Origin of the sequence: Streptomyces sp. NBC_00078 (assembly GCF_026343335.1) — a bacterium.
In the GTDB taxonomy this organism is placed as follows: Bacteria; Actinomycetota; Actinomycetes; order Streptomycetales; family Streptomycetaceae; genus Streptomyces.
In genome coordinates, this window is record NZ_JAPELX010000001.1 from 4,887,288 (window position 1) to 4,904,896 (window position 17,609).

Sequence of the window (17,609 nt, forward strand, 5' to 3'; positions counted from 1 at the left end):
ATCGTCGTATTCGGACGGGGGAGAGGTGACCTTCAAATGAGGACGAAGCCGACTATGCATAAGAGAATGCTTCGCTCGGCGCTTGTCGCCGCCTTCTCCGCCGCCTTGGCCTTCGGAGCGCTGGGCGGCCTCACGGGGACGAAGAGTGATGCCGCGCAGGACAGCAGCTGGAGCACGACGGCCACCGCAGCAGCCCCTCCCGGGGACAGCAGCTGGGTGATCGCCGCCTCCGACGTCCCGGGCGACAGCTCCTGGGTGGCTCCGACCGACAGTAGTTGGGCCGTCTCGTCATGACCACCCCACCCGACGACCGCTCCTTTCGCCGCGAAATGGCCACCGCCTACCGCTCCGGCTGGCACTTCATCGATCTGGTCACCGCGATCCCCCACGCCGGTGACTCGTTGATGGTGACTGTCTTCGGCGAGCCGGTCGTCGTCACGCGCGACGAGGATGAGGACGTACGGGCGTACCGGTGTCTGCGGCGGCCTCGGGGGGCGCCGCAGCCCGTGCGATGTGCCATCCGGTACGGAATGATCTTTGTGAACCTGGACCAGCGAGACCATCGGCTGGTGGAACCGGAAACCCCCCAAGTTCGGACCATCTCAGCCACCCCCCGCAGTGCCTGACGCGATTCCCCCGTCGCAACAGATCGCTCAGGTGCTTCCCCCCGCAGCGGCGTCACCGTGACCTGAACACGGTGACGCCGCTGCAGTTTTAGGGGATATCTCCGGGTATCGGGCTATTCGGCCACAGTCGAGCACTGGCCGAAAATCATCGGTGCCGTCATCCGAGCCCCATCGCCCGCGTCAGCTCGATCTCGATCACCACGCGTGACGGGTTCGGCGCCGGCGTCCGCTCGTAGCGCTCGGCATAGCGCCGCTCCGCCTCCGCGACCCGCTCCCGGTCGGTCCGCACGAAGGCCCGGCCCTCCAGCGTCGCCCAGCGCCGGCCATCCACCTGGCACACCGCGACCCGGGCGCCCTCGGGCCCGGCGTCCAGCACGTTCGCCACCTTGGTGCTCGTCTTGTTCGTGATGACCCGGGCCAGCCGGGCGCCGGGGTCGTAGGTCACCCCGACGGGCACGACGTGCGGGCTGCCGTCCGGACGCTGGGTCGTCAGCGTGCACAGGTGCCGCTCCCGCCAGAAGCTGAGGTACGTGGCGTCGGGGGCACCGGGATCCTGCGAATAGGTCGCCATACCCACGGGAACTTAGCCGCCGGACCGGCCCCGCTATCGCCTTGAGTGGAATAGACTCAACTTTGTGTACGCTGATTGAGTCAGCAATGGGAGACGTGGCGGAGAGCTGACATCAGGAGGAGAAAGCGAACGTGGACGCCGAGCTGACCAACAGGAGCCGGGACGCGATCAGGGCGGCCGAGCAGCGGGCCGTGACCGACGGGCACGCCGACCTGAGCCCCGCCCACCTGCTCCTGGCCCTGCTCCAGGGCCGGGGCCAACAGGGAAACGAGAACATCACCGACCTGCTGGCCGCGGTCGACGCCGACCAGGCGGCCGTGCGCGCGGGTGCGGAGAAGATCCTCGCCGGGCTGCCCAGCGTGACCGGCTCGACCGTCGCGCCCCCGCAGCCGAGCCGAGAGCTGCTCGCCGTGATCGCGGACGCCGGCGAGCGCGCCGCGGCCCTGGGCGACGAGTACCTCTCCACCGAGCACCTGCTCATCGGCATCGCCGCGAAGGGCGGCGCCGCCGGTGACGTACTGTCCGGGCAGGGGGCCGGTGCGAAGAAGCTGCAGCAGGCGTTCCAGCAGGCGAGGGGAGGACGCCGGGTGACCACACCCGACCCGGAGGGTCAGTACAAGGCTCTGGAGAAGTTCGGCACGGACTTCACGGCCGCGGCGCGCGAGGGCCGGCTCGACCCGGTCATCGGCCGGGACCAGGAGATCCGCCGCGTCGTACAGGTGCTGTCGCGCCGTACGAAGAACAACCCCGTCCTCATCGGCGAGCCCGGCGTCGGCAAGACCGCCGTCGTCGAGGGACTCGCCCAGCGGATCGTCAAGGGCGACGTGCCGGAGTCCCTCAAGAACAAGCGGCTGGTCGCGCTGGACCTCGGCGCGATGGTCGCGGGTGCGAAGTACCGCGGCGAGTTCGAGGAGCGGCTCAAGACCGTCCTGGCCGAGATCAAGGACTCCGACGGCCAGATCATCACCTTCATCGACGAACTGCACACCGTCGTGGGCGCGGGCGCCGGCGGCGACTCCGCCATGGACGCCGGCAACATGCTGAAGCCGATGCTCGCACGCGGCGAGCTGCGCATGGTCGGTGCGACGACGCTGGACGAGTACCGCGAGCGGATCGAGAAGGACCCGGCGCTGGAGCGCCGCTTCCAGCAGGTGCTGGTGGCGGAGCCCACCGTCGAGGACTCGATCGCGATCCTGCGCGGGCTCAAGGGCCGCTACGAGGCCCACCACAAGGTCCAGATCGCCGACAGCGCGCTGGTGGCCGCCGCGGCCCTCTCCGACCGCTACATCACCTCCCGCTTCCTGCCCGACAAGGCCATCGACCTCGTCGACGAGGCGGCTTCCCGGCTGCGTATGGAGATCGACTCGTCCCCCGTCGAGATCGACGAACTCCAGCGCGCCGTCGACCGGTTCAAGATGGAGGAGCTTGCGCTGGAGAAGGAGACGGACCCCGCCTCCCGGCAGCGCCTGGAGAAGCTGCGCCGCGACCTCGCCGACCGGGAGGAGGAGCTGCGGGGCCTGACCGCCCGCTGGGAGAAGGAGAAGCAGTCCCTCAACCGCGTCGGTGAGCTCAAGGAGAAGCTGGACGAGCTGCGGGGCACGGCCGAACGCGCGCAGCGCGACGGCGACTTCGACACCGCCTCCAAGCTTCTCTACGCCGAGATCCCGGAGCTGGAGAAGGAGTTGGAGGCCGCCTCGGAGGCCGAGGAGGAGGTCTCCAAGGACACCATGGTCAAGGACGAGGTCGGCTCCGACGACATCGCGGACGTCGTCGCCGCCTGGACCGGCATCCCCGCCGGCCGCCTGCTGGAGGGCGAGACGCAGAAACTCCTGCGCATGGAGGACGAGTTGGGCAAGCGCCTGATCGGCCAGCGGGAGGCCGTGCAGGCCGTGTCCGACGCGGTACGGCGCACCCGCGCCGGCATCGCCGACCCGGACCGCCCCACCGGCTCCTTCCTCTTCCTCGGCCCGACGGGCGTCGGCAAGACCGAACTCGCCAAGGCCCTGGCCGACTTCCTCTTCGACGACGAGCGGGCGATGGTCCGCATCGACATGTCGGAGTACGGCGAGAAGCACAGCGTGTCCCGCCTGGTCGGCGCCCCGCCCGGCTACGTCGGCTACGAGGAGGGCGGCCAGCTCACGGAGGCGGTGCGCAGGCGCCCGTACAGCGTGGTCCTGCTGGACGAGGTGGAGAAGGCCCACCCCGAGGTCTTCGACGTCCTCCTCCAGGTGCTGGACGACGGCCGTCTGACGGACGGTCAGGGTCGTACGGTCGACTTCCGCAACACGATCCTCGTGCTGACGTCGAACCTGGGCAGCCAGTTCCTGGTGGACCCGCTGACCGGCGAGGAGGAGAAGAAGGAGCAGGTGCTGGAGGTGGTGCGGACCTCCTTCAAGCCGGAGTTCCTCAACCGCCTCGACGACCTGGTCGTCTTCTCGGCCCTGAACAAGGACGAGCTGACCCGTATCGCCCGCCTGCAGATCGGTCGCCTGGCGAAGCGGCTCGCGGAACGCCGGCTCACCCTGGACGTCACCGACGAGGCCCTGGCCTGGCTCGCCGACGAGGGCAACGACCCGGCCTACGGCGCCCGCCCGCTGCGCCGCCTCGTCCAGACCGCCATCGGCGACCGCCTCGCCAAGGAGATCCTCTCCGGCGAGGTCAAGGACGGCGACACGGTCCGGGTGGACGCCTTCGGGGACGGGCTGATCGTGGGGCCGGTCACCGGCAAGACCCTGTAACCGGCCACCTGCCGTACGGGCCCGTCACCCTTCCGGTGGCGGGCCCGTTCAGTTCTGCAACTGGTTGAGCCGCATGCCGTCCACCCACAGCATGATCACCGCCACGACGAACCAGACGGCGACCACCAGGCACACCAGCCACAGGCCCCACAGCAGCCACCGCAGCTCTTTCCTCATCCGCATGCCGTGATCATGGCGCCCGCTGGTCATGGCACCGTCACTGCCAGATGACCGGATCGTGTCAGCCCGTGGCTGACAGGGCCGACCGGGCTTGCCACCCCCCTCCCCGGATGAGGGAGGATGACTGAATCCGTACGAAGGGAAAATCACGGTGAGCATCGACCCGTCCTCGATTCCGAACTTCGGGGGCCAGCCCGAGCCGCAGCCCGGCGGACCGGCGGGCCCCGTCGTCCCGGATCAGGACCTCGTGAAGCAGCTCCTCGACCAGATGGAGCTCAAGTACGTCGTCGACGACGAGGGTGACCTCGCGGCGCCGTGGGAGCAGTTCCGTACGTACTTCATGTTCCGTGGCGAAGGGGACCAGCAGGTCTTCTCCGTTCGGACGTTCTACGACCGCCCCCACCAGATCGACGAGAAGCCCACCCTGCTGGAGTCCATCGACGACTGGAACCGGCGGACGCTGTGGCCCAAGGTCTACAGCCACACCCACGACGACGGCACCGTCCGCCTGATCGGCGAGGCGCAGATGCTGATCGGCACCGGCGTCGCCCTGGAGCACTTCGTGTCCTCCACGGTCAGCTGGGTGCGCGCCGCCATCGAGTTCGACAAGTGGCTCGTCGAGCAGCTCGGCATCGAGCAGGAGATCAACGAGGCGGACAAGCCCGAGGACGACGAGGAGTAGTCCTCGCCCCGTACCCGCACGGGAGCCCGGCCGGGGCACCGACCATCACGGTCGGGTGCCCGGGTCGGGCTCTTCTCGTGCGGTGGACAGGGGGCCGGCCGGTGCTGACCGATTGTGGACATGCGCATTGCCCGGTCGTCGCGCGTGCGGTAAGAATCGGGCGTGCAGAAAATGGAGAAGAAATATCTTCAGGGCCGCCCCACGGCCGTTCCCGCAGGAACTCTTGTCGCACATCCGGACGTGGAGGAGTTGCTGTCCTGGCTTTCCCTCGGATCGCTCGGGCGCGGCGGAGGTCTTCTCCTTCCCCGGACGCAATGACAACTGGTCGGGAGTGACGGACGGCGGCCATGCGGTTTTCGTGAAACGGCTCTCCGGAAAGACGCCGGAATCCCTTGCCAGATTCCGCAGGGTGCTCGCCTTCGAAAATTCGGCCCACGGAATTCCGCATCCTGTTCTCATCGGCTCGGACGAGGAAAGCAGACTGCTGGTCTTCGAATTCATCGAGGACGGCAGGTCCGGAAACGAACTGGCTGCCGACGACGAGTTCACCCCCGAGCTTTCCCGGCAGGTCGGCGAGGTCCTGGCCCGGCTCCACGACCTGGACCCGGCACACGGCACGGACGTGACGGACGTACTCGACGATCCGCACTCCCTGCCGCCGGTCGCCGAACTGGAGGCGCTGCCGCTGCGGGCCTATCTCTCCGCGACCGGCGCCTCGCTGCAGGCGTGGGGGCTGCTCCAGCGGGACGCACCGCTGGTCGGCGCGCTCAGGGCGCTGCGGGACTCGGAGGCCGGGGTCGCCAGGGTGCCCGGTCACGGGGACTTCCGGCTCGACCAGTTGCTGGTCCGGGACGGCACGGTGCATGTCACCGACTGGGAGGAGTTCCGCCTGATGGACCCGGCCCGGGACGTCGGTGCCTGGACGGGCGAGTGGCTGTACCGCGCGGTGCTGCGCATCCCGGTGACGGGCGGCGAGGACGACGGGACGTTCGGTCCGACGCTGAGCCACGACGAGATCCTGGAGCGCGGGCAGCGCGAGATCGCCCGGGTGCTGCCGCTGGTCGGTGCCTTCTGGGACGGCTACCGGGCGCACCGCCCGACACCCGACCCGGCCCTCCCCGTCCGCGCCACCGCCTACGCCGGCTGGCACCTGATCGACCGCCTGCTGGCCTCGACCCGGGAGAGCGCCCGCCTGTCCGCCATCGTCCGGGCAGCAGCCGGCATCGGCCGCACGGCCCTGCTCGACCCGGAGAGGTTCACCTCGGCGGTGGGCCTGGGGGACGCGCCGTGAGTACGACGAGGGCGGCTGCGGCCGGTGGTGTGGGTGGTCTGGAGAGTACGCGGGTGTCGGCGATGAGGCTGGGGGAGGCGTCGTGAGCGTGGGTGTGAGTGTGGCCGGGTTGGACCGGCGGTTGTCGGCGGCGGTGGATGCCGTCGAGGTCGCGGACGGCGCGCGCTCGGCGTCGGTCGCGGGACAGGAGGTCACCGCGGAGGGTGCCGCCGCTCTGCGTGCCGTGCTGTCGCGGAAGCTCTACGAGGTTCTGCACACCGGCCGCGACGCGAGCGGGGACGCGCCCGCGCGGACCCTGCGCGACCCGGAGACCGAGGCCGCGCTGACCCGGGCGACCCCGCACCGCGAGGTGCTGGTGTCGGGCGTCCTGGCCGCGGCGCCCGGCGGGCGGGTGGTCGAACTCGACGGCCTCCGCGTCCGCGTCCCCGACGACGTGCCCCTCACCGAGGGCGCGGAGGGTGTCGTACGGCTGCGGCTGCCCGCCGTGCGGCCGGCGCTCTCGCCCGGGTTCTTCCTGGCCGACGGGTCCGCCGGACGTCCGGGACCGGGCGCGGTGCTGCGGGTCTACGTGCGGGTGCCGCACTGCTGCGGGGCCGCCGGGCGTTGGTCGTCTCGGCGGTGGTGCTGAGCCTGGCGTCCGCGGCCGGCACGCTGGCGCTGCCCCTGCTGGTCCGCGACCTGGTGGTGGCGCTCACCGAGGACGACGGGCTGCTCGGCGCCGTGGCCCGGATGGCCGCCCTCGCCCTCGCCGCAGCCCTCGCCTCCGCACTGTCGGGATACCTCCTGGCGCGGGCCGGCGAGGGCATGGTCGCCGGGATCAGGTCGGCCGTCGTCGGACACGTCCTGCGGATGCGGCTGCGCGACGTGCGGCGCGAGGGCACGGGCAATCTGGTGGCCCGGGTCAGCTCCGACAGCTCCCAGCTGAGATCGGTGGTCGACGTCGGCGCGGCCCAACTGCCGTCCTCCGCAGTCCTGGTGGCCGGAACCCTCGTGGTGATGGGCTTCCTCGACTGGGTGCTGCTGCTCGTCGTGGCGAGCACCTTCGCCGTCGCGGCCGCCGGGATCGGGCTGTCGATGCGCACGCTGCGCCAGGGCGTCGAACGCCAGCAGAGCGCCATCGGCCGGATGTCCCAGCAGCTGACCGCCGCGCTCATCGCCCTGCCGACGATCAAGGCATTCCGGGCCGAGCGGCAGATGGCGGGGGAGCTGTCCGGCAGCATCTCGGGGGCGGAGCGGGCCGCGGTCTCGGTCGCACGGACGCAGGCGCTCACCGGGCCCGTGATGCAGCTCGGCCAGCAGGTGGCGATCGTCGGCACCATGGTCGCCAGCGGAGTGCGGCTCGGCAGTGGCGCGCTGACCGCAGGCGAGTTCGCCGCCTTCCTCGTCTACCTGCTCCAGCTGATCTCCCCCCTGACGATGCTCATCGCGGGCGTCGCCCGTATGCAGACGGGCCTCGCGGCCCGCGGCCGGCTGGCGAGCGTGCTGACGGAGCCGACGGAGTACGACGACCGGGAGGGCGGCGCCGAACTGATCCCGGCGGCGGGCGCCGACGTCGCCGCCCGCCGCTCCCGCCGTGGTCTTCGAGGACGTCTCGTACGAGGGCGACACGGGGCAACTGGTCGTCGACCGCGCCTCCTTCAGTGTCGGCTCCCGCGGTCTCACGGCGCTCGTGGGCCCCTCCGGCGCGGGCAAGACGACGCTGCTCGGGCTGGTCGAGGGGTTCCTGCGGCCCGGCGCCGGCCGGATCCAGGTCCTGGGCCGGGACCTGGAGCGATGGCCGCTGTCGGAGCTGCGGGCGCGCAGCGTCGCGGCGCTCACCGGTCAGCCGTACGTGGCCGGGTACGGGGCCGGGGCGCCGGTGTTCCAGTCCGCGCTGCTGGGAGCCCCGTACGCGAGTCCGCGCACCGCCATGCGCGAGTACCTCTCCGTCGTACGGGCGTTGCTCGCGGGGGAGCGGGTGCGGGTCGGCGGTGAGTACCACCGCCTGCACGCGGGGCTCGTGGACCTGCCCCATCCCGAAGTGGAGGTGGGCGCCGGGGTGCTGCGCCCGGCCATGGCCCGCACGGCGGGCTCGGTCGCCGATGTGGCGATCACCTGGATGACGCCGCCGGGCTACGTCGAGAAGACCCTGCGCCCCGCGCTGGAGGAGGGTGCGGAGAGCGCGGGCAGGGACTCGACTGCCCGGGTGGTCACGGTGGTTCACGTCGCCGTGGCCCGGGAGGACCGTGACCCCGGCCGGTTGGCCCTGCTCGCCGCCTCGGCCCATCTGGGCGCCGACCACTACACCGACATGCTGCGCCGGGCCGGCGTCCCGGCCGACACCGCCGATCCGGTGGCCGGCGCCCGGCTCCTCGTGGAGCACGACGTCTTCGTCACCGGCACCCCGCAGCGGATCGCCGAGGCGCTGACGGAGTACCACCGGGCGGGCGTCGACGAGATCGTCCTCAACACGGCCGGGGTGCTGTTCGCCGAGGGGCAGGCGGCGGCGCTGGCCGACCTGGAGGCGGTCCTGACGGCGTGGCGGCCGCACGGGCGGACGGGCACGTGACGTCCGAGGCACCGCACGCCGCGGAGCAGCCGCTCTTCACCCACGGCACCGGACTCCTGCGGACGTCGGTGGCGCGGTTGCCCGGCGGCGGCTTCGTCTGGGAACGCCGCCCCGGCCCGGCGGCCCCCGAGGGCCTGGCGCCTCCCGCGCCCGGCCTCGCACGGACGGTGACGGAGGCCGGCCGGAGCCAGGGCGTCGAGCCCGCGCTGCCGACCGTGGCCGACCCGACCGCCACGGTGCTGCGCTACCGGCTCCCCGGCGCCTTCTCCGCCGCCCGCCTCCTGCGCATACCCGATCCGCAGGTCCCCGCCCTGGTGACCGAGGCGCTGCGCGGCACCGGCCGCCTGCTCGCGGCCCTGCACACGCACACCCCTGCTGCCTCGCTCGCCGCCCCGCCCACCGGCCCGCCTTCGGGCATACGGCGGCTGCGGGGCTGGTTGGCCCGGGGTGAGGGTCCGGGTGACGCGGGGCGGCTGCACCGGGCGTTCGTGGCCCGGCTCGGGGAGGGGCGCAGACGGCGTGCGATCGAGGCGGCGGACTGGGCGGGGTGGGCCGGGGGCGGGGCGCTGCTGCACGGCGCCCCCGGCCTCGGCGGGCTCGTACCGTCGCCGTACGCCGGCCGGGGCGCGCTGCTGACCGGCGAGGAACTCGCCGTGGGGACACCGGAGTTCGACGTCGGATGGCTGCTCGGCGAACTGGTCGAGCTGCGGGCCGCGGCCCGGCTCGGGCTCGGCGGCGCCCCGGCCCACGACTACGCCCCGCTCGCCCGCGCCCTCCTCGACGGCTACGGCCCGGCGCGCCCCGCCCCCCTCGCCCGCGCCGCCCTCCTGCGCATCCTCACCCACACGCACGACTACGCGGCGTACGTCGGCTGGCACGACGACCTCACCTCCTACCTGGACCTTCTCGCGGGCCTCGTCGACGAGGACGGGGCCCCGGCGGCTCGGTGGTGAAAACTTGACGAGTCGTTGTGGTTTCACAACACTGTTTTGGGTCAGAGTAATGAAGCAAGAGCGCGAAGACAGGGGGACGGTCATGCACGACGTGGACATCGTCGGGATCGGCAAGCGATACGGCGGCCGGTCCGTGCTGCGGGACATGACGTTCTCGCTGCGCCCGGGCGAGCTGTTCGGATTCGTCGGAGGCAACGGCGCCGGGAAGACCACGACGATGCGGATCGTCCTCGGCGTGCTCGCGCCTGACGCCGGCGAGGTCCGCTGGCACGGCGAGCCCATCACCTTCGAGTCCCGCCGCAGGATCGGCTACATGCCGGAGGAGCGCGGTCTCTACCCGAAGATGGGCGTCCTGGACCAGCTCTCCCACCTGGCCGAACTGCACGGCCTGCCGCGCCGCAAAGCCCGCGCGGCGAGCCGGTACTGGGCCGGGCGCCTCGGTCTTTCCGGGCGCCTCGGCGACGAGGTGGGCCACCTCAGCCTCGGCAACCAGCAGCGCGTCCAGCTCGCCGCCGCCCTGGTGCACGACCCGCGGCTCCTCGTGCTCGACGAACCCTTCTCCGGCCTCGACCCCACCGCCGTGGACGTGATGACCGAGGCCCTGCGCGAGAAGGCCGCCGAGGGCGTCCCCGTCATCTTCTCCAGCCACCAACTCGATCTGGTGGAACGGATCTGCGACCGCGTGGGCATCATCAGCGGCGGCCGCATGGAGGCGTGCGGCACCATCGGGGAACTGCGCGGCGAGACCGCCGTACGCCTGGTCGTCGACGCGCCCGACGCCCCCGCCGACTGGGCCGGGGGCCTCGACGGCGTACGCGTGACGCGCCACGAGGGCACCCGCACCCACCTCGAACTGGCCGCCGGCGCCGACGACCAGGCCGTCCTGCGCGCCGCCCTCGACACCGGCCCCGTGCACGAGTTCGCGCGCGAACAGCCGCCGCTGAGCGAGCTGTACCGCGGTGTGGTGGAGCAGCGGACCGCGAGCACAGGAGAAACCGCCGCGCCCGCCACCGCCACCGCGCCCCTGAGGAGCGCCGCATGAAGCAGCACGCGAGCGACCGCGTCCCGCCCGTCTCGTACCGCCTCTCGCCCGCCCGTGCCGTCGGCGTCGTCGCCCGCCGGGAGATCAACACCCGGTTGCGGACGAAGGCGTTCGTCGTGTCCACGCTCGGGCTGCTGCTCGGCCTCGCCGTGTACGCGTTCGTCGTGGTCTTCGTCGGCGACGACACCCGCACCGTGGCCCTCGACCGGCAGACCGCCGCGCTGCGTCCCGCCCTCACGGCGGCCGCCGAGGGCCGCGGCGAGGAACTCCGGTTCCGGCAGGCCGCGGGCCGGGCCGAAGCCGAGCGGCAGTTGCGCGACGGTGACGCCGACGCCTATCTGCACGGCTCCCCGGGCGGTTCCGGCCGCCTCGGCATCCTCGTCGAGCGCGATCTGAACCCCGGTCTGGAACGGGTCGTAAGGGCCGCGGCCCAACAGGATGCCGTGGCCCGGGAGTTGGAGCGGTCCGGTCTCGACCAGGAGCGGCTGAGCGCGTCGGCGGAGCGGGCGGCCCCGCGTACCGAGGCGCTCGAAGCGACGTCCGTACGGCCCGACCGTCTGGTGCTCGGCCTCGCCGCGAGCGGTCTGCTCTACCTCTTCCTCGTGCTGTTCGGCATCGTGGTCGCCCAGGGCGTGGTCGAGGAGAAGTCCAGCCGTGTGGTGGAACTGCTGCTGTCCGCCGTACGGCCCTGGCAGCTGCTCATCGGGAAGATCGTCGGCGTCGGTGTGGTCGGACTGGTGCAGCTGGTGGTGGTCGGCGGTGCCGCGGTGACGGCCGCCCGGGCCGCGGGGCTGCTCGACCTGCCCGACGCCGGCGTGGGGACGCTGGTGTCCGTCGCCCTCTGGTACGTCCTGGGCTTCTTCCTCTTCGCCACCCTGCTCGCGGCCGCCGCGGCGCGGGTCTCGCGACAGGAGGAGGTGCAGTCGGTCGTGCAGCCGGTGATGCTGCTGATGGCCGCGCCGTTCATCCTCGGGATCACGCTGCTCACCAAGGATCCCGCGAACCCGCTGATCGAAGCCCTCTCCCTGGTCCCGCCGTTCAGTCCGGTACTGATGCCCGCCCGGATCGCCATGGGCACCGCCCCGCTGTGGCAGCCCGCCCTCGCGGCGCTGCTCACCCTCGCCGCCGTCGCCGTCCTGGTCCGCCTCGGTGGCCGGGTCTACTCCAACAGCGTGCTCCGCAACGGCGCTCGGGTACGGCTGCGCGAGGCCCTGTCCCGCACCTCCTGAATCCCCCGGCCGCTACGAACTCCCCACCAACCCTCAACCGAAGGAAGGACCCCCATGTCCACCGTTGTCATCATCGCCATCGCCGTCGCCCTGATCGTCGCCGTCGTCGCCGGCAACAAGGCCCGCAACCGTCGCTGACGCCCCGTCGGCGACCACCACGCCGGTGAAGGCCCGGGGGTCGTAGAACTCCCGGGCCACAGCCATGACATGACGCTTCGTCACCGCACCGAGCCGCTCGGCCTGTTCATGCAGCCAGGCCGGACCCACCCCCACCTCCACCAGGTTGGCCACCGCCATCGCCAACGAGCCCGGCGACGCCATCGCGGTGGTCGTGGAGCCGATCGCATAGCGCCGGGCGGCGTCGATCTCGGCGGCCGACGGCGGCTGTCGGACGAAGCGGTGCAGCTCGCCCCGTATCGCCGCCAGGGCCGCCGCCGTGGACGCCGTGGAGGTGTCCGCCTCGACGACCAGCGTGCCGGAGCCGGGCGCCGAGTCGATGCCGGAACGAGCGGTGTACGCGTATCCGTTGCGCTCGCGCAGGTTGTCGACGAGCCGGGAGGCGAAGTAGCCGCCGAAGGCGAGATCGGCCAGCTGGAGAGCCGGGAAGGCGGGGTCGGTCCGGGGCAGCGCCCGCGCGGAGAGCCGGATGTGGCTCTGGACGGCGCCGGGCCGGTCGTACGGCCGCAGTCGTCCGCCGCGCACGGGCGGAGGACCCGGCGTCCGGGCAAAACCGCGGCCACGCGGCCAGCACTTGAGGGCCGCCTCGACCAGGGCGAGCGCCCGGTCCGGATCGAGGTCGCCGGTCAGGACGAGCACCGAGCCCGCAGGCCGTACCGCGGACGCGTGCAGGGCGCGCAGGTCCTCGAAGCCGACGGCGGGCAGCTGTGCCGGGTCGGGGATCTCCAGGGCCGCGAAGTCGTCGCCGAACCGGTGGCGTTGCAGGGCGGCCCGCGCCACGGCGGCCGGGTGGGACCAGGCCACGCGCAACCGCTCGGCCAGCGCGGCCCGTTCGTGGGCGAGCGCGCCGGGCGGGCAGCCGAAACCGTGGAGCGCCTCGGCGAGTACGTCGAGCAGCACGGGCAGTCCGTCACGCGCGTCGCCGCCCAGCGCGAACCCGGAGAGGATCAGACGCCGCGCGTCCGTCCCCGCCCGGAGCTCGCCCCCCACCGCGGCCAGCTCCCGGTCGATCCGCTCCGCCTCGTGGTGGTGGAGCAGACACGCCGCGAGCAGTTCGGACCGCGCGGCATCCCGTGGCACCGTCCTTCCGCACGGCACCACCAGCCGCAGTTCGACGAGCGGGACCACAGGGGTGCGCACGACGACGACCCGCACGCCGTTGTCCAGGACGGTGTCCACATCGGGGAGCACGATGTCGGTGACCTCCACCTCTTCAGCTGTATGGGCAGTTCTCAACTACGTCCGCGCGCCGGCCCGTTGGGGTTGGGCGGCGGGTTCGATCACCGCCACCGCGCGCCCCGCCGCCCGCATCCTCTCCGCCGCCGCGGCGATCCGTCCGGGCGTCACCGAGCCGACCAGGGCGGGCAGCCGGAGCGCCAACGTCCCGTCGCCGTGCAGCAGTTCGGCGCCGCCCGCGGCCCGGGACCGGGCACCGGCATCGGCGAACCCCCGATGGAACTGCGCGGTCCAGCGGGCCGTGATCCGCGCGAGTTCCTCGTCGCCGACCGCACCCCGGGCCACCGCGCGGACCTCGTCGTCGATCGCCGCGACCAGTTCCCCGGCATCGGTACGGGCGGTGTGGACGGCGAGGCAGGTGACGAGGTCCGGGTGGCGGGCGTCGAACGGTACGCCGAACAGACCGCTCGCCATCGACACGTCCACCGCAAGCCCCGCACCACCGAGCAGCCGGCGCCGCAGCCGCCCGGCCCGGCCCTGTCCGAGCACCGCGACGAGCGTCAAGTGATCGACGCAGGCGTCGAGTTCGACGGCGGGATCGGGCAGCCGGTACCCGACCGCGACGGCGGGCAGCGAGGCCCACCGATCGACGACACGCACGTCGCGCACGTCGGCCGCTTCACGCACACCGCGTTCATACGGCGGCGGCCCGGCCGGCGCCCCTGCCGAGCCGGTCCCCCCGGGTACCGGCTCGAAGTGCCGTCGTACGAGGGTGGAGGCCTCGGCAGGGTCGAAGCCGCCGGCGACGGTGAGCACGGCGTTGCCCGGCGCGTAGTACGAGGAGAAGAACTCCGTGCACTCGGGGATGCCGATCGTGCCGAGGCCGTCGATGTCGTAACCGCCGCGGGTGTTTTCCGAGTCGGGGAAGAGCGCCCCCGGGAGCATCCAGGGAAAGGCACCGTAAGGCCTGCCCGCCACATGGATCACGTGTTCCTCGCGAATGACGCGCGCCTGGTTCTCCAGGTTTTCCCGGGTTATCCGCGGGCCGCGCATTCGGTCCGCCTCCAGGGAAAGGACGAGTTCCAGCGCGGCCGGGGGCAGTACCGAGTGATAAACGGTGCAGTCCTGCCGGGTGTTCGCGTCACAGCCGCCGCCGGCCGCCTGGATGAGCCGCGCGTGTTCCGAGGGCCCGTAATTCCCGCTGCCCTGGAACATCATGTGCTCGAAGAGGTGGGCCAGCCCCGCGTGGTGCGCGGGTTCCGAGCGGAAGCCCACGTCGTAGCGGAGGGCCACACCCACCGCGGGCGTGTTCCGGTCCGGCAGGAGAAGCACGCGCAGGCCGTTGTCCAGAACGAATCCCACCATGCGGAAAACGCTAGCCACGGCATACGCACTGACACAACGTCAAAGCATGTCCGATGTCGGTCATTTGATGTCGGCGACCGAATGCGGACACCGTTCTTGCCCGTCGGCCGAGGTCCTGGCAAGGATGTTCCTGCCGCCCCCGGAAGCCCAACGGGCGAAGGGTGGCGGCGGAAATGGACACCTACTCGGAAAAGGAGTTCCTCATGGACTCGCAGGCTCTTGTCGGGGGTTACGCCGCTTACGCTTCGGCCGAGGAGATCGTGGCGGGTGCGGAGGCGCCGGCCGCGTCGATCACCATCACGGTGACCTCGTCGCAGGGGTGCATCAGCGCCGCGTCGGCGATCAGCGCCGTCTCGGTCGGCAACACCTTCGAACACGGATGCTGACCGACCCCACGCTGTCGTAGACGCTGTCGCTGTCGATCTGACAGTCGGCACACGGAGCGGGCGCCCGCCGCTGCAATCGGCGGGCGCCCGCTTCACGCGTCCCAGTGTGCCTCAGCCCGCGCCGGCGGCCCCGGCCCCTCGCTCACTCGCCGTCCTCGAACTCCTCGTCGGGCTGGGACCAGCCGAGGATGACGGTCGGCAGGGCTGCCGCGGCGAGCATCAGGGTCGCCAGGACGCCCGGCGCCCGGTCGAGGACCCGCTCGTGGTTCTGGAAGACGACCAGCATCAGGACGACGGCCATCCCCGAGGCGACCGCGAACTGGTAGCCGACGTAGCCGACCCGGTTGCGCACATCGCGCTCGCGCTCGTCGAGCCCGTCGGCCGGACGCTCGGCCACCGCCCGGGTCAGCGAGCGCAGGGCCGCCCACAGCAGCAGCCACAGGCACAGGCCCACGACCCAGGGCGTGTGCGTGAACGCGTTGCCGTCCGAGGTCAGCGCGAACGCGAGCATCCCGGCGAGCAGCAGCGCCATGCCGGCCGCCATGGGGCGGGCCCGCTCGGTGCGGGCGGGGGGATGACTCACCTGGACTCCTCCGTCGGCTGGTAGATCTGCGTGGACAGCGGCGCGAAGGGATGACGGCTGAACACCGCCTCGACCGGCAGCCCGAACACCTCGCAGATACGGAACGCGAGATCGAGGCTCGGGTAGTAGTTGCCGCGCTCCAGCGCCCCGATCGTCTGCGGGTTGACGTCCACGGCGGCGGCCAGATCGACCCGGCTGAGGCCGCGCTCGGCGCGCAGCACCTTCAGCCGGTTGTGGATGGGCGAACTTTCGCCGCGACGTACGGGACTCACACATCAAAGTGTCGTGAAAACACAACGCCGAGTCAAGGTTTCCCAACCCTCAACCCCTCCAACGCGCCCATCCATGACGCCACATGGACCGCAACCGCCTCACCGCCTCCTCAAGCACCCCCGTCTGCTTGCAGAACGCGAAGCGAACAAAGGGCGCGCCCTGCTCGCGGTGGTCGTAGAAGACCGCGTTGGGGATCGCCACCACTCCGCAGCGTTCGGGCAGGGCGCGGCAGAACGCGAAGCCGTCGGGCTCGCCGAGGGGCCGGATGTCGGTGGTGATGAAGTACGTGCCGGCCGGGCGGAATACCTTGAAGCCCGCCCGCTCCAGGCCGCCCGCGAGCAGGTCCCGTTTGGCCAGCATGTCCGCGCGGGAGTCCGCGAAGTACGCGTCGGGCAGGCGCAGAGCCTCGGCCACGGCGTACTGGAAGGGCCCGGAGGCGACGTACGTCAGGTACTGCTTGGCCGAGCGAACGGCGGCGACGAGATCGGGGGCGCCGGTCACCCAGGCGACGCCTCGTTCGCGCACATATTTGCGTGAGGGACCCACGGGACTACGCACTCCAGAGACAGTGAGCTGTTGTGTACACATGAGGCACTCGGTACTCTTGGGTGCATGACGCAGCCCATGCCCATAGAGTCGATCCGCGATGTCCGGGCACACCTTGCCGAGGTCGTTGAGCGGGCCGATCGGGACGACGTACCTACCGTCATCACCCGGCGCGGCAAGCAGGTCGCCGCCGTGGTGTCCATCGAAGTGCTGCGCAAGTACCAGGAGTGGGAAGAGCGCGAGATCAACCGGATCATCGACGAGCGCATGACCAACCCGGCACCCGGTATCCCGATCGAGGACGTCATGAGGGAGACGCTGGCGCGCAGTGAGTGAGTACCGCACCGTCTTCCGAGCCGAGGCTCAGGCCGAACTCCGCAAGGTGCCGCGAGACATGGCCCTTCGCATTTTGGCCAAGCTGGCTCAGCTGGAGAACGATCCGATGGGGTTCAATACCACGGCCCTCGTCTCCCAGCCCGACCGGCGGCGCCTACGGGTAGGCGACTACCGCGTGATCTACACAATCGACAACGGCGAGCTGGTGGTGTGGGTCGTACACGTCGGGCATCGCTCCACCGTCTATGACACCTGAGCGCTCCTGACATCGTCAGAATATTCAGCACCGATCCAGCGTCCTGGGGTGCCTGCGTGTCACGCACCGGGATGCGTCCGACCTGGTGCTGACCACGACCATTCATGGCGCGCTTCCGGCGCGAGTTCCGGGCGTGTGAGGTACGGCAGGCAATGAGGAAAGGAATGCGACGACCGGCCCTTAGGGCAGCGGTCAGTGCGCAAACGCCTTGCGGAGCCGTTCCGCCGCGTCTGTCAGCACCTCGGTGCGCTTACAGAACGCGAACCTGACATAAGGAGCGCCCGCCTCGCGGTGGTCGTAGAACACGGCGTTCGGGATGGCGACGACACCGGCGCGCTCCGGCAGCGCACGGCAGAAGGCGAAGCCGTCGATCTCGCCGAGGGGCCGGATGTCGGTGGTGACGAAGTAGGTGCCGGCGGGCTTGAAGACCTTGAACCCGGCCTCCGCCAGGCCGCTCGACAGCAGAGCCCGCTTGGCCCGCATGTCCTCGCGGAAGGCGGTGAAGTAGCTGTCCGGGAGGGCGAGCGCCTCGGCGACCGCGTACTGGAACGGGCCGGACGCCACGTACGTCAGGTACTGCTTCGCCGCCCGCACCGCCGTCACCAGGCCCGGCGCCGCCGTGACCCAGCCCACTCCCTGTTCGCACACCTA

Annotated in this window: 19 protein-coding genes and 3 pseudogenes; 14 read left to right on the forward strand and 8 right to left on the reverse strand. The window is 71.5% G+C overall.

Annotation, left to right across the window (positions count from 1 at the left end; genetic code table 11):
• Positions 1 to 66: 66 nt before the first annotated feature.
• The gene (locus tag OOK07_RS22920) at positions 67 to 294 is read left to right on the forward strand and encodes a hypothetical protein (RefSeq protein ID WP_266682638.1); all 228 of its coding nucleotides are present in this window, start codon (positions 67 to 69) and stop codon (positions 292 to 294) included.
• Positions 291 to 626 carry a Rieske (2Fe-2S) protein gene (locus OOK07_RS22925; RefSeq protein WP_266682639.1) on the forward strand — a complete coding sequence of 112 codons (336 nt, stop codon included), beginning with the start codon at positions 291 to 293 and terminating at the stop codon, positions 624 to 626. The genes OOK07_RS22920 and OOK07_RS22925 overlap by 4 nt, the downstream gene beginning before the upstream one ends.
• Before the next feature lie 157 nt (positions 627 to 783).
• Here OOK07_RS22925 and OOK07_RS22930 read toward each other — a convergent pair whose 3' ends face one another.
• Positions 784 to 1,197 (reverse strand): pyridoxamine 5'-phosphate oxidase family protein, encoded by a 414-nt coding sequence (locus OOK07_RS22930; RefSeq protein ID WP_266682640.1) that lies wholly within the window; start codon positions 1,195 to 1,197, stop codon positions 784 to 786.
• 131 nt (positions 1,198 to 1,328) lie between these two features.
• Between OOK07_RS22930 and clpB the strand changes: the two genes are divergently transcribed.
• Entirely contained in the window at positions 1,329 to 3,935 is a 2,607-nt protein-coding gene (gene clpB / locus OOK07_RS22935) for an ATP-dependent chaperone ClpB (protein WP_266798193.1), read from the forward strand.
• A 48-nt stretch (positions 3,936 to 3,983) separates the two neighbouring features.
• Here the strand turns inward: clpB and OOK07_RS22940 are convergent, their stop codons facing one another.
• The gene (locus tag OOK07_RS22940; protein ID WP_266682642.1) at positions 3,984 to 4,118 is read right to left on the reverse strand and encodes a hypothetical protein; all 135 of its coding nucleotides are present in this window, start codon (positions 4,116 to 4,118) and stop codon (positions 3,984 to 3,986) included.
• Between the two features lie 148 nt (positions 4,119 to 4,266).
• On the opposite strand from OOK07_RS22940, the gene OOK07_RS22945 reads away from it, so the two are divergent.
• From OOK07_RS22945 to OOK07_RS22980, 8 genes and pseudogenes are all read left to right on the forward strand, one after another.
• Complete coding sequence (locus OOK07_RS22945) at positions 4,267 to 4,797, forward strand: YbjN domain-containing protein (protein ID WP_266518564.1); 531 nt, start codon at positions 4,267 to 4,269, stop codon at positions 4,795 to 4,797.
• Positions 4,798 to 4,879: 82 nt separating this feature from the next.
• Entirely contained in the window at positions 4,880 to 6,088 is a 1,209-nt protein-coding gene (gene lxmK / locus OOK07_RS22950) for a class V lanthionine synthetase subunit LxmK (protein ID WP_266798194.1), read from the forward strand.
• An 82-nt stretch (positions 6,089 to 6,170) separates the two neighbouring features.
• On the forward strand, positions 6,171 to 6,716 hold the full coding sequence (locus tag OOK07_RS22955) for a hypothetical protein (RefSeq protein WP_266798195.1): 546 nt from the start codon (positions 6,171 to 6,173) through the stop codon (positions 6,714 to 6,716).
• A pseudogene (locus OOK07_RS43480) lies at positions 6,710 to 7,441 on the forward strand (ABC transporter transmembrane domain-containing protein); the annotation flags it as partial. The gene OOK07_RS22955 and the pseudogene OOK07_RS43480, both read left to right, overlap by 7 nt.
• A gap of 316 nt (positions 7,442 to 7,757) precedes the next feature.
• Positions 7,758 to 8,636 (forward strand): LLM class flavin-dependent oxidoreductase, encoded by an 879-nt coding sequence (locus OOK07_RS22965; protein WP_353963541.1) that lies wholly within the window; start codon positions 7,758 to 7,760, stop codon positions 8,634 to 8,636.
• Positions 8,633 to 9,589, forward strand: coding sequence for a hypothetical protein (locus OOK07_RS22970; protein WP_266798198.1), 957 nt, complete (start codon positions 8,633 to 8,635; stop codon positions 9,587 to 9,589). The genes OOK07_RS22965 and OOK07_RS22970 overlap by 4 nt, the downstream gene beginning before the upstream one ends.
• Positions 9,590 to 9,671: 82 nt before the next feature.
• A complete protein-coding gene (locus tag OOK07_RS22975; protein WP_266798199.1) occupies positions 9,672 to 10,631 on the forward strand; it encodes an ABC transporter ATP-binding protein in 960 nt (319 codons plus the stop codon).
• Positions 10,628 to 11,860, forward strand: a complete 1,233-nt coding sequence (locus OOK07_RS22980) for an ABC transporter permease (protein WP_266798200.1) — start codon at positions 10,628 to 10,630, stop codon at positions 11,858 to 11,860. The genes OOK07_RS22975 and OOK07_RS22980 overlap by 4 nt, the downstream gene beginning before the upstream one ends.
• A 33-nt stretch (positions 11,861 to 11,893) precedes the next feature.
• On the opposite strand, the gene OOK07_RS22985 is transcribed toward OOK07_RS22980, so the two are convergent.
• Both OOK07_RS22985 and OOK07_RS22990 read right to left on the reverse strand, forming a co-directional pair.
• Positions 11,894 to 13,246, reverse strand: a complete 1,353-nt coding sequence (locus OOK07_RS22985) for a M16 family metallopeptidase (protein WP_266798201.1) — start codon at positions 13,244 to 13,246, stop codon at positions 11,894 to 11,896.
• A gap of 27 nt (positions 13,247 to 13,273) precedes the next feature.
• On the reverse strand, positions 13,274 to 14,578 hold the full coding sequence (locus OOK07_RS22990) for a M16 family metallopeptidase (protein WP_266798202.1): 1,305 nt from the start codon (positions 14,576 to 14,578) through the stop codon (positions 13,274 to 13,276).
• 173 nt (positions 14,579 to 14,751) lie between these two features.
• On the opposite strand from OOK07_RS22990, the gene OOK07_RS22995 reads away from it, so the two are divergent.
• Positions 14,752 to 14,964 (forward strand): LxmA leader domain family RiPP, encoded by a 213-nt coding sequence (locus tag OOK07_RS22995; RefSeq protein WP_266798203.1) that lies wholly within the window; start codon positions 14,752 to 14,754, stop codon positions 14,962 to 14,964.
• A gap of 142 nt (positions 14,965 to 15,106) precedes the next feature.
• Here OOK07_RS22995 and OOK07_RS23000 read toward each other — a convergent pair whose 3' ends face one another.
• The 3 genes and pseudogenes from OOK07_RS23000 to OOK07_RS23010 form a co-directional block, all read right to left on the reverse strand.
• Positions 15,107 to 15,547 carry a hypothetical protein gene (locus OOK07_RS23000; protein ID WP_266682657.1) on the reverse strand — a complete coding sequence of 147 codons (441 nt, stop codon included), beginning with the start codon at positions 15,545 to 15,547 and terminating at the stop codon, positions 15,107 to 15,109.
• Positions 15,544 to 15,819: a helix-turn-helix transcriptional regulator gene (locus OOK07_RS23005; RefSeq protein ID WP_266682658.1), complete on the reverse strand. Its 276-nt coding sequence runs from the start codon at positions 15,817 to 15,819 to the stop codon at positions 15,544 to 15,546. The genes OOK07_RS23000 and OOK07_RS23005 overlap by 4 nt, the downstream gene beginning before the upstream one ends.
• A gap of 49 nt (positions 15,820 to 15,868) precedes the next feature.
• Positions 15,869 to 16,330 (reverse strand): annotated as a pseudogene (locus OOK07_RS23010) (aminotransferase class I/II-fold pyridoxal phosphate-dependent enzyme); the annotation flags it as partial.
• A 102-nt stretch (positions 16,331 to 16,432) separates the two neighbouring features.
• Between OOK07_RS23010 and OOK07_RS23015 the strand changes: the two are divergent.
• Together OOK07_RS23015 and OOK07_RS23020 are read left to right on the forward strand one after the other, a co-directional pair.
• The gene (locus OOK07_RS23015; protein WP_266682659.1) at positions 16,433 to 16,702 is read left to right on the forward strand and encodes a type II toxin-antitoxin system Phd/YefM family antitoxin; all 270 of its coding nucleotides are present in this window, start codon (positions 16,433 to 16,435) and stop codon (positions 16,700 to 16,702) included.
• A complete protein-coding gene (locus OOK07_RS23020) occupies positions 16,695 to 16,958 on the forward strand; it encodes a type II toxin-antitoxin system RelE family toxin (protein ID WP_266682660.1) in 264 nt (87 codons plus the stop codon). The genes OOK07_RS23015 and OOK07_RS23020 overlap by 8 nt, the downstream gene beginning before the upstream one ends.
• Before the next feature lie 192 nt (positions 16,959 to 17,150).
• Here the strand turns inward: OOK07_RS23020 and OOK07_RS23025 are convergent.
• Positions 17,151 to 17,591: pseudogene (locus OOK07_RS23025) on the reverse strand (aminotransferase class I/II-fold pyridoxal phosphate-dependent enzyme); the annotation flags it as partial.
• Positions 17,592 to 17,609: the final 18 nt, after the last annotated feature.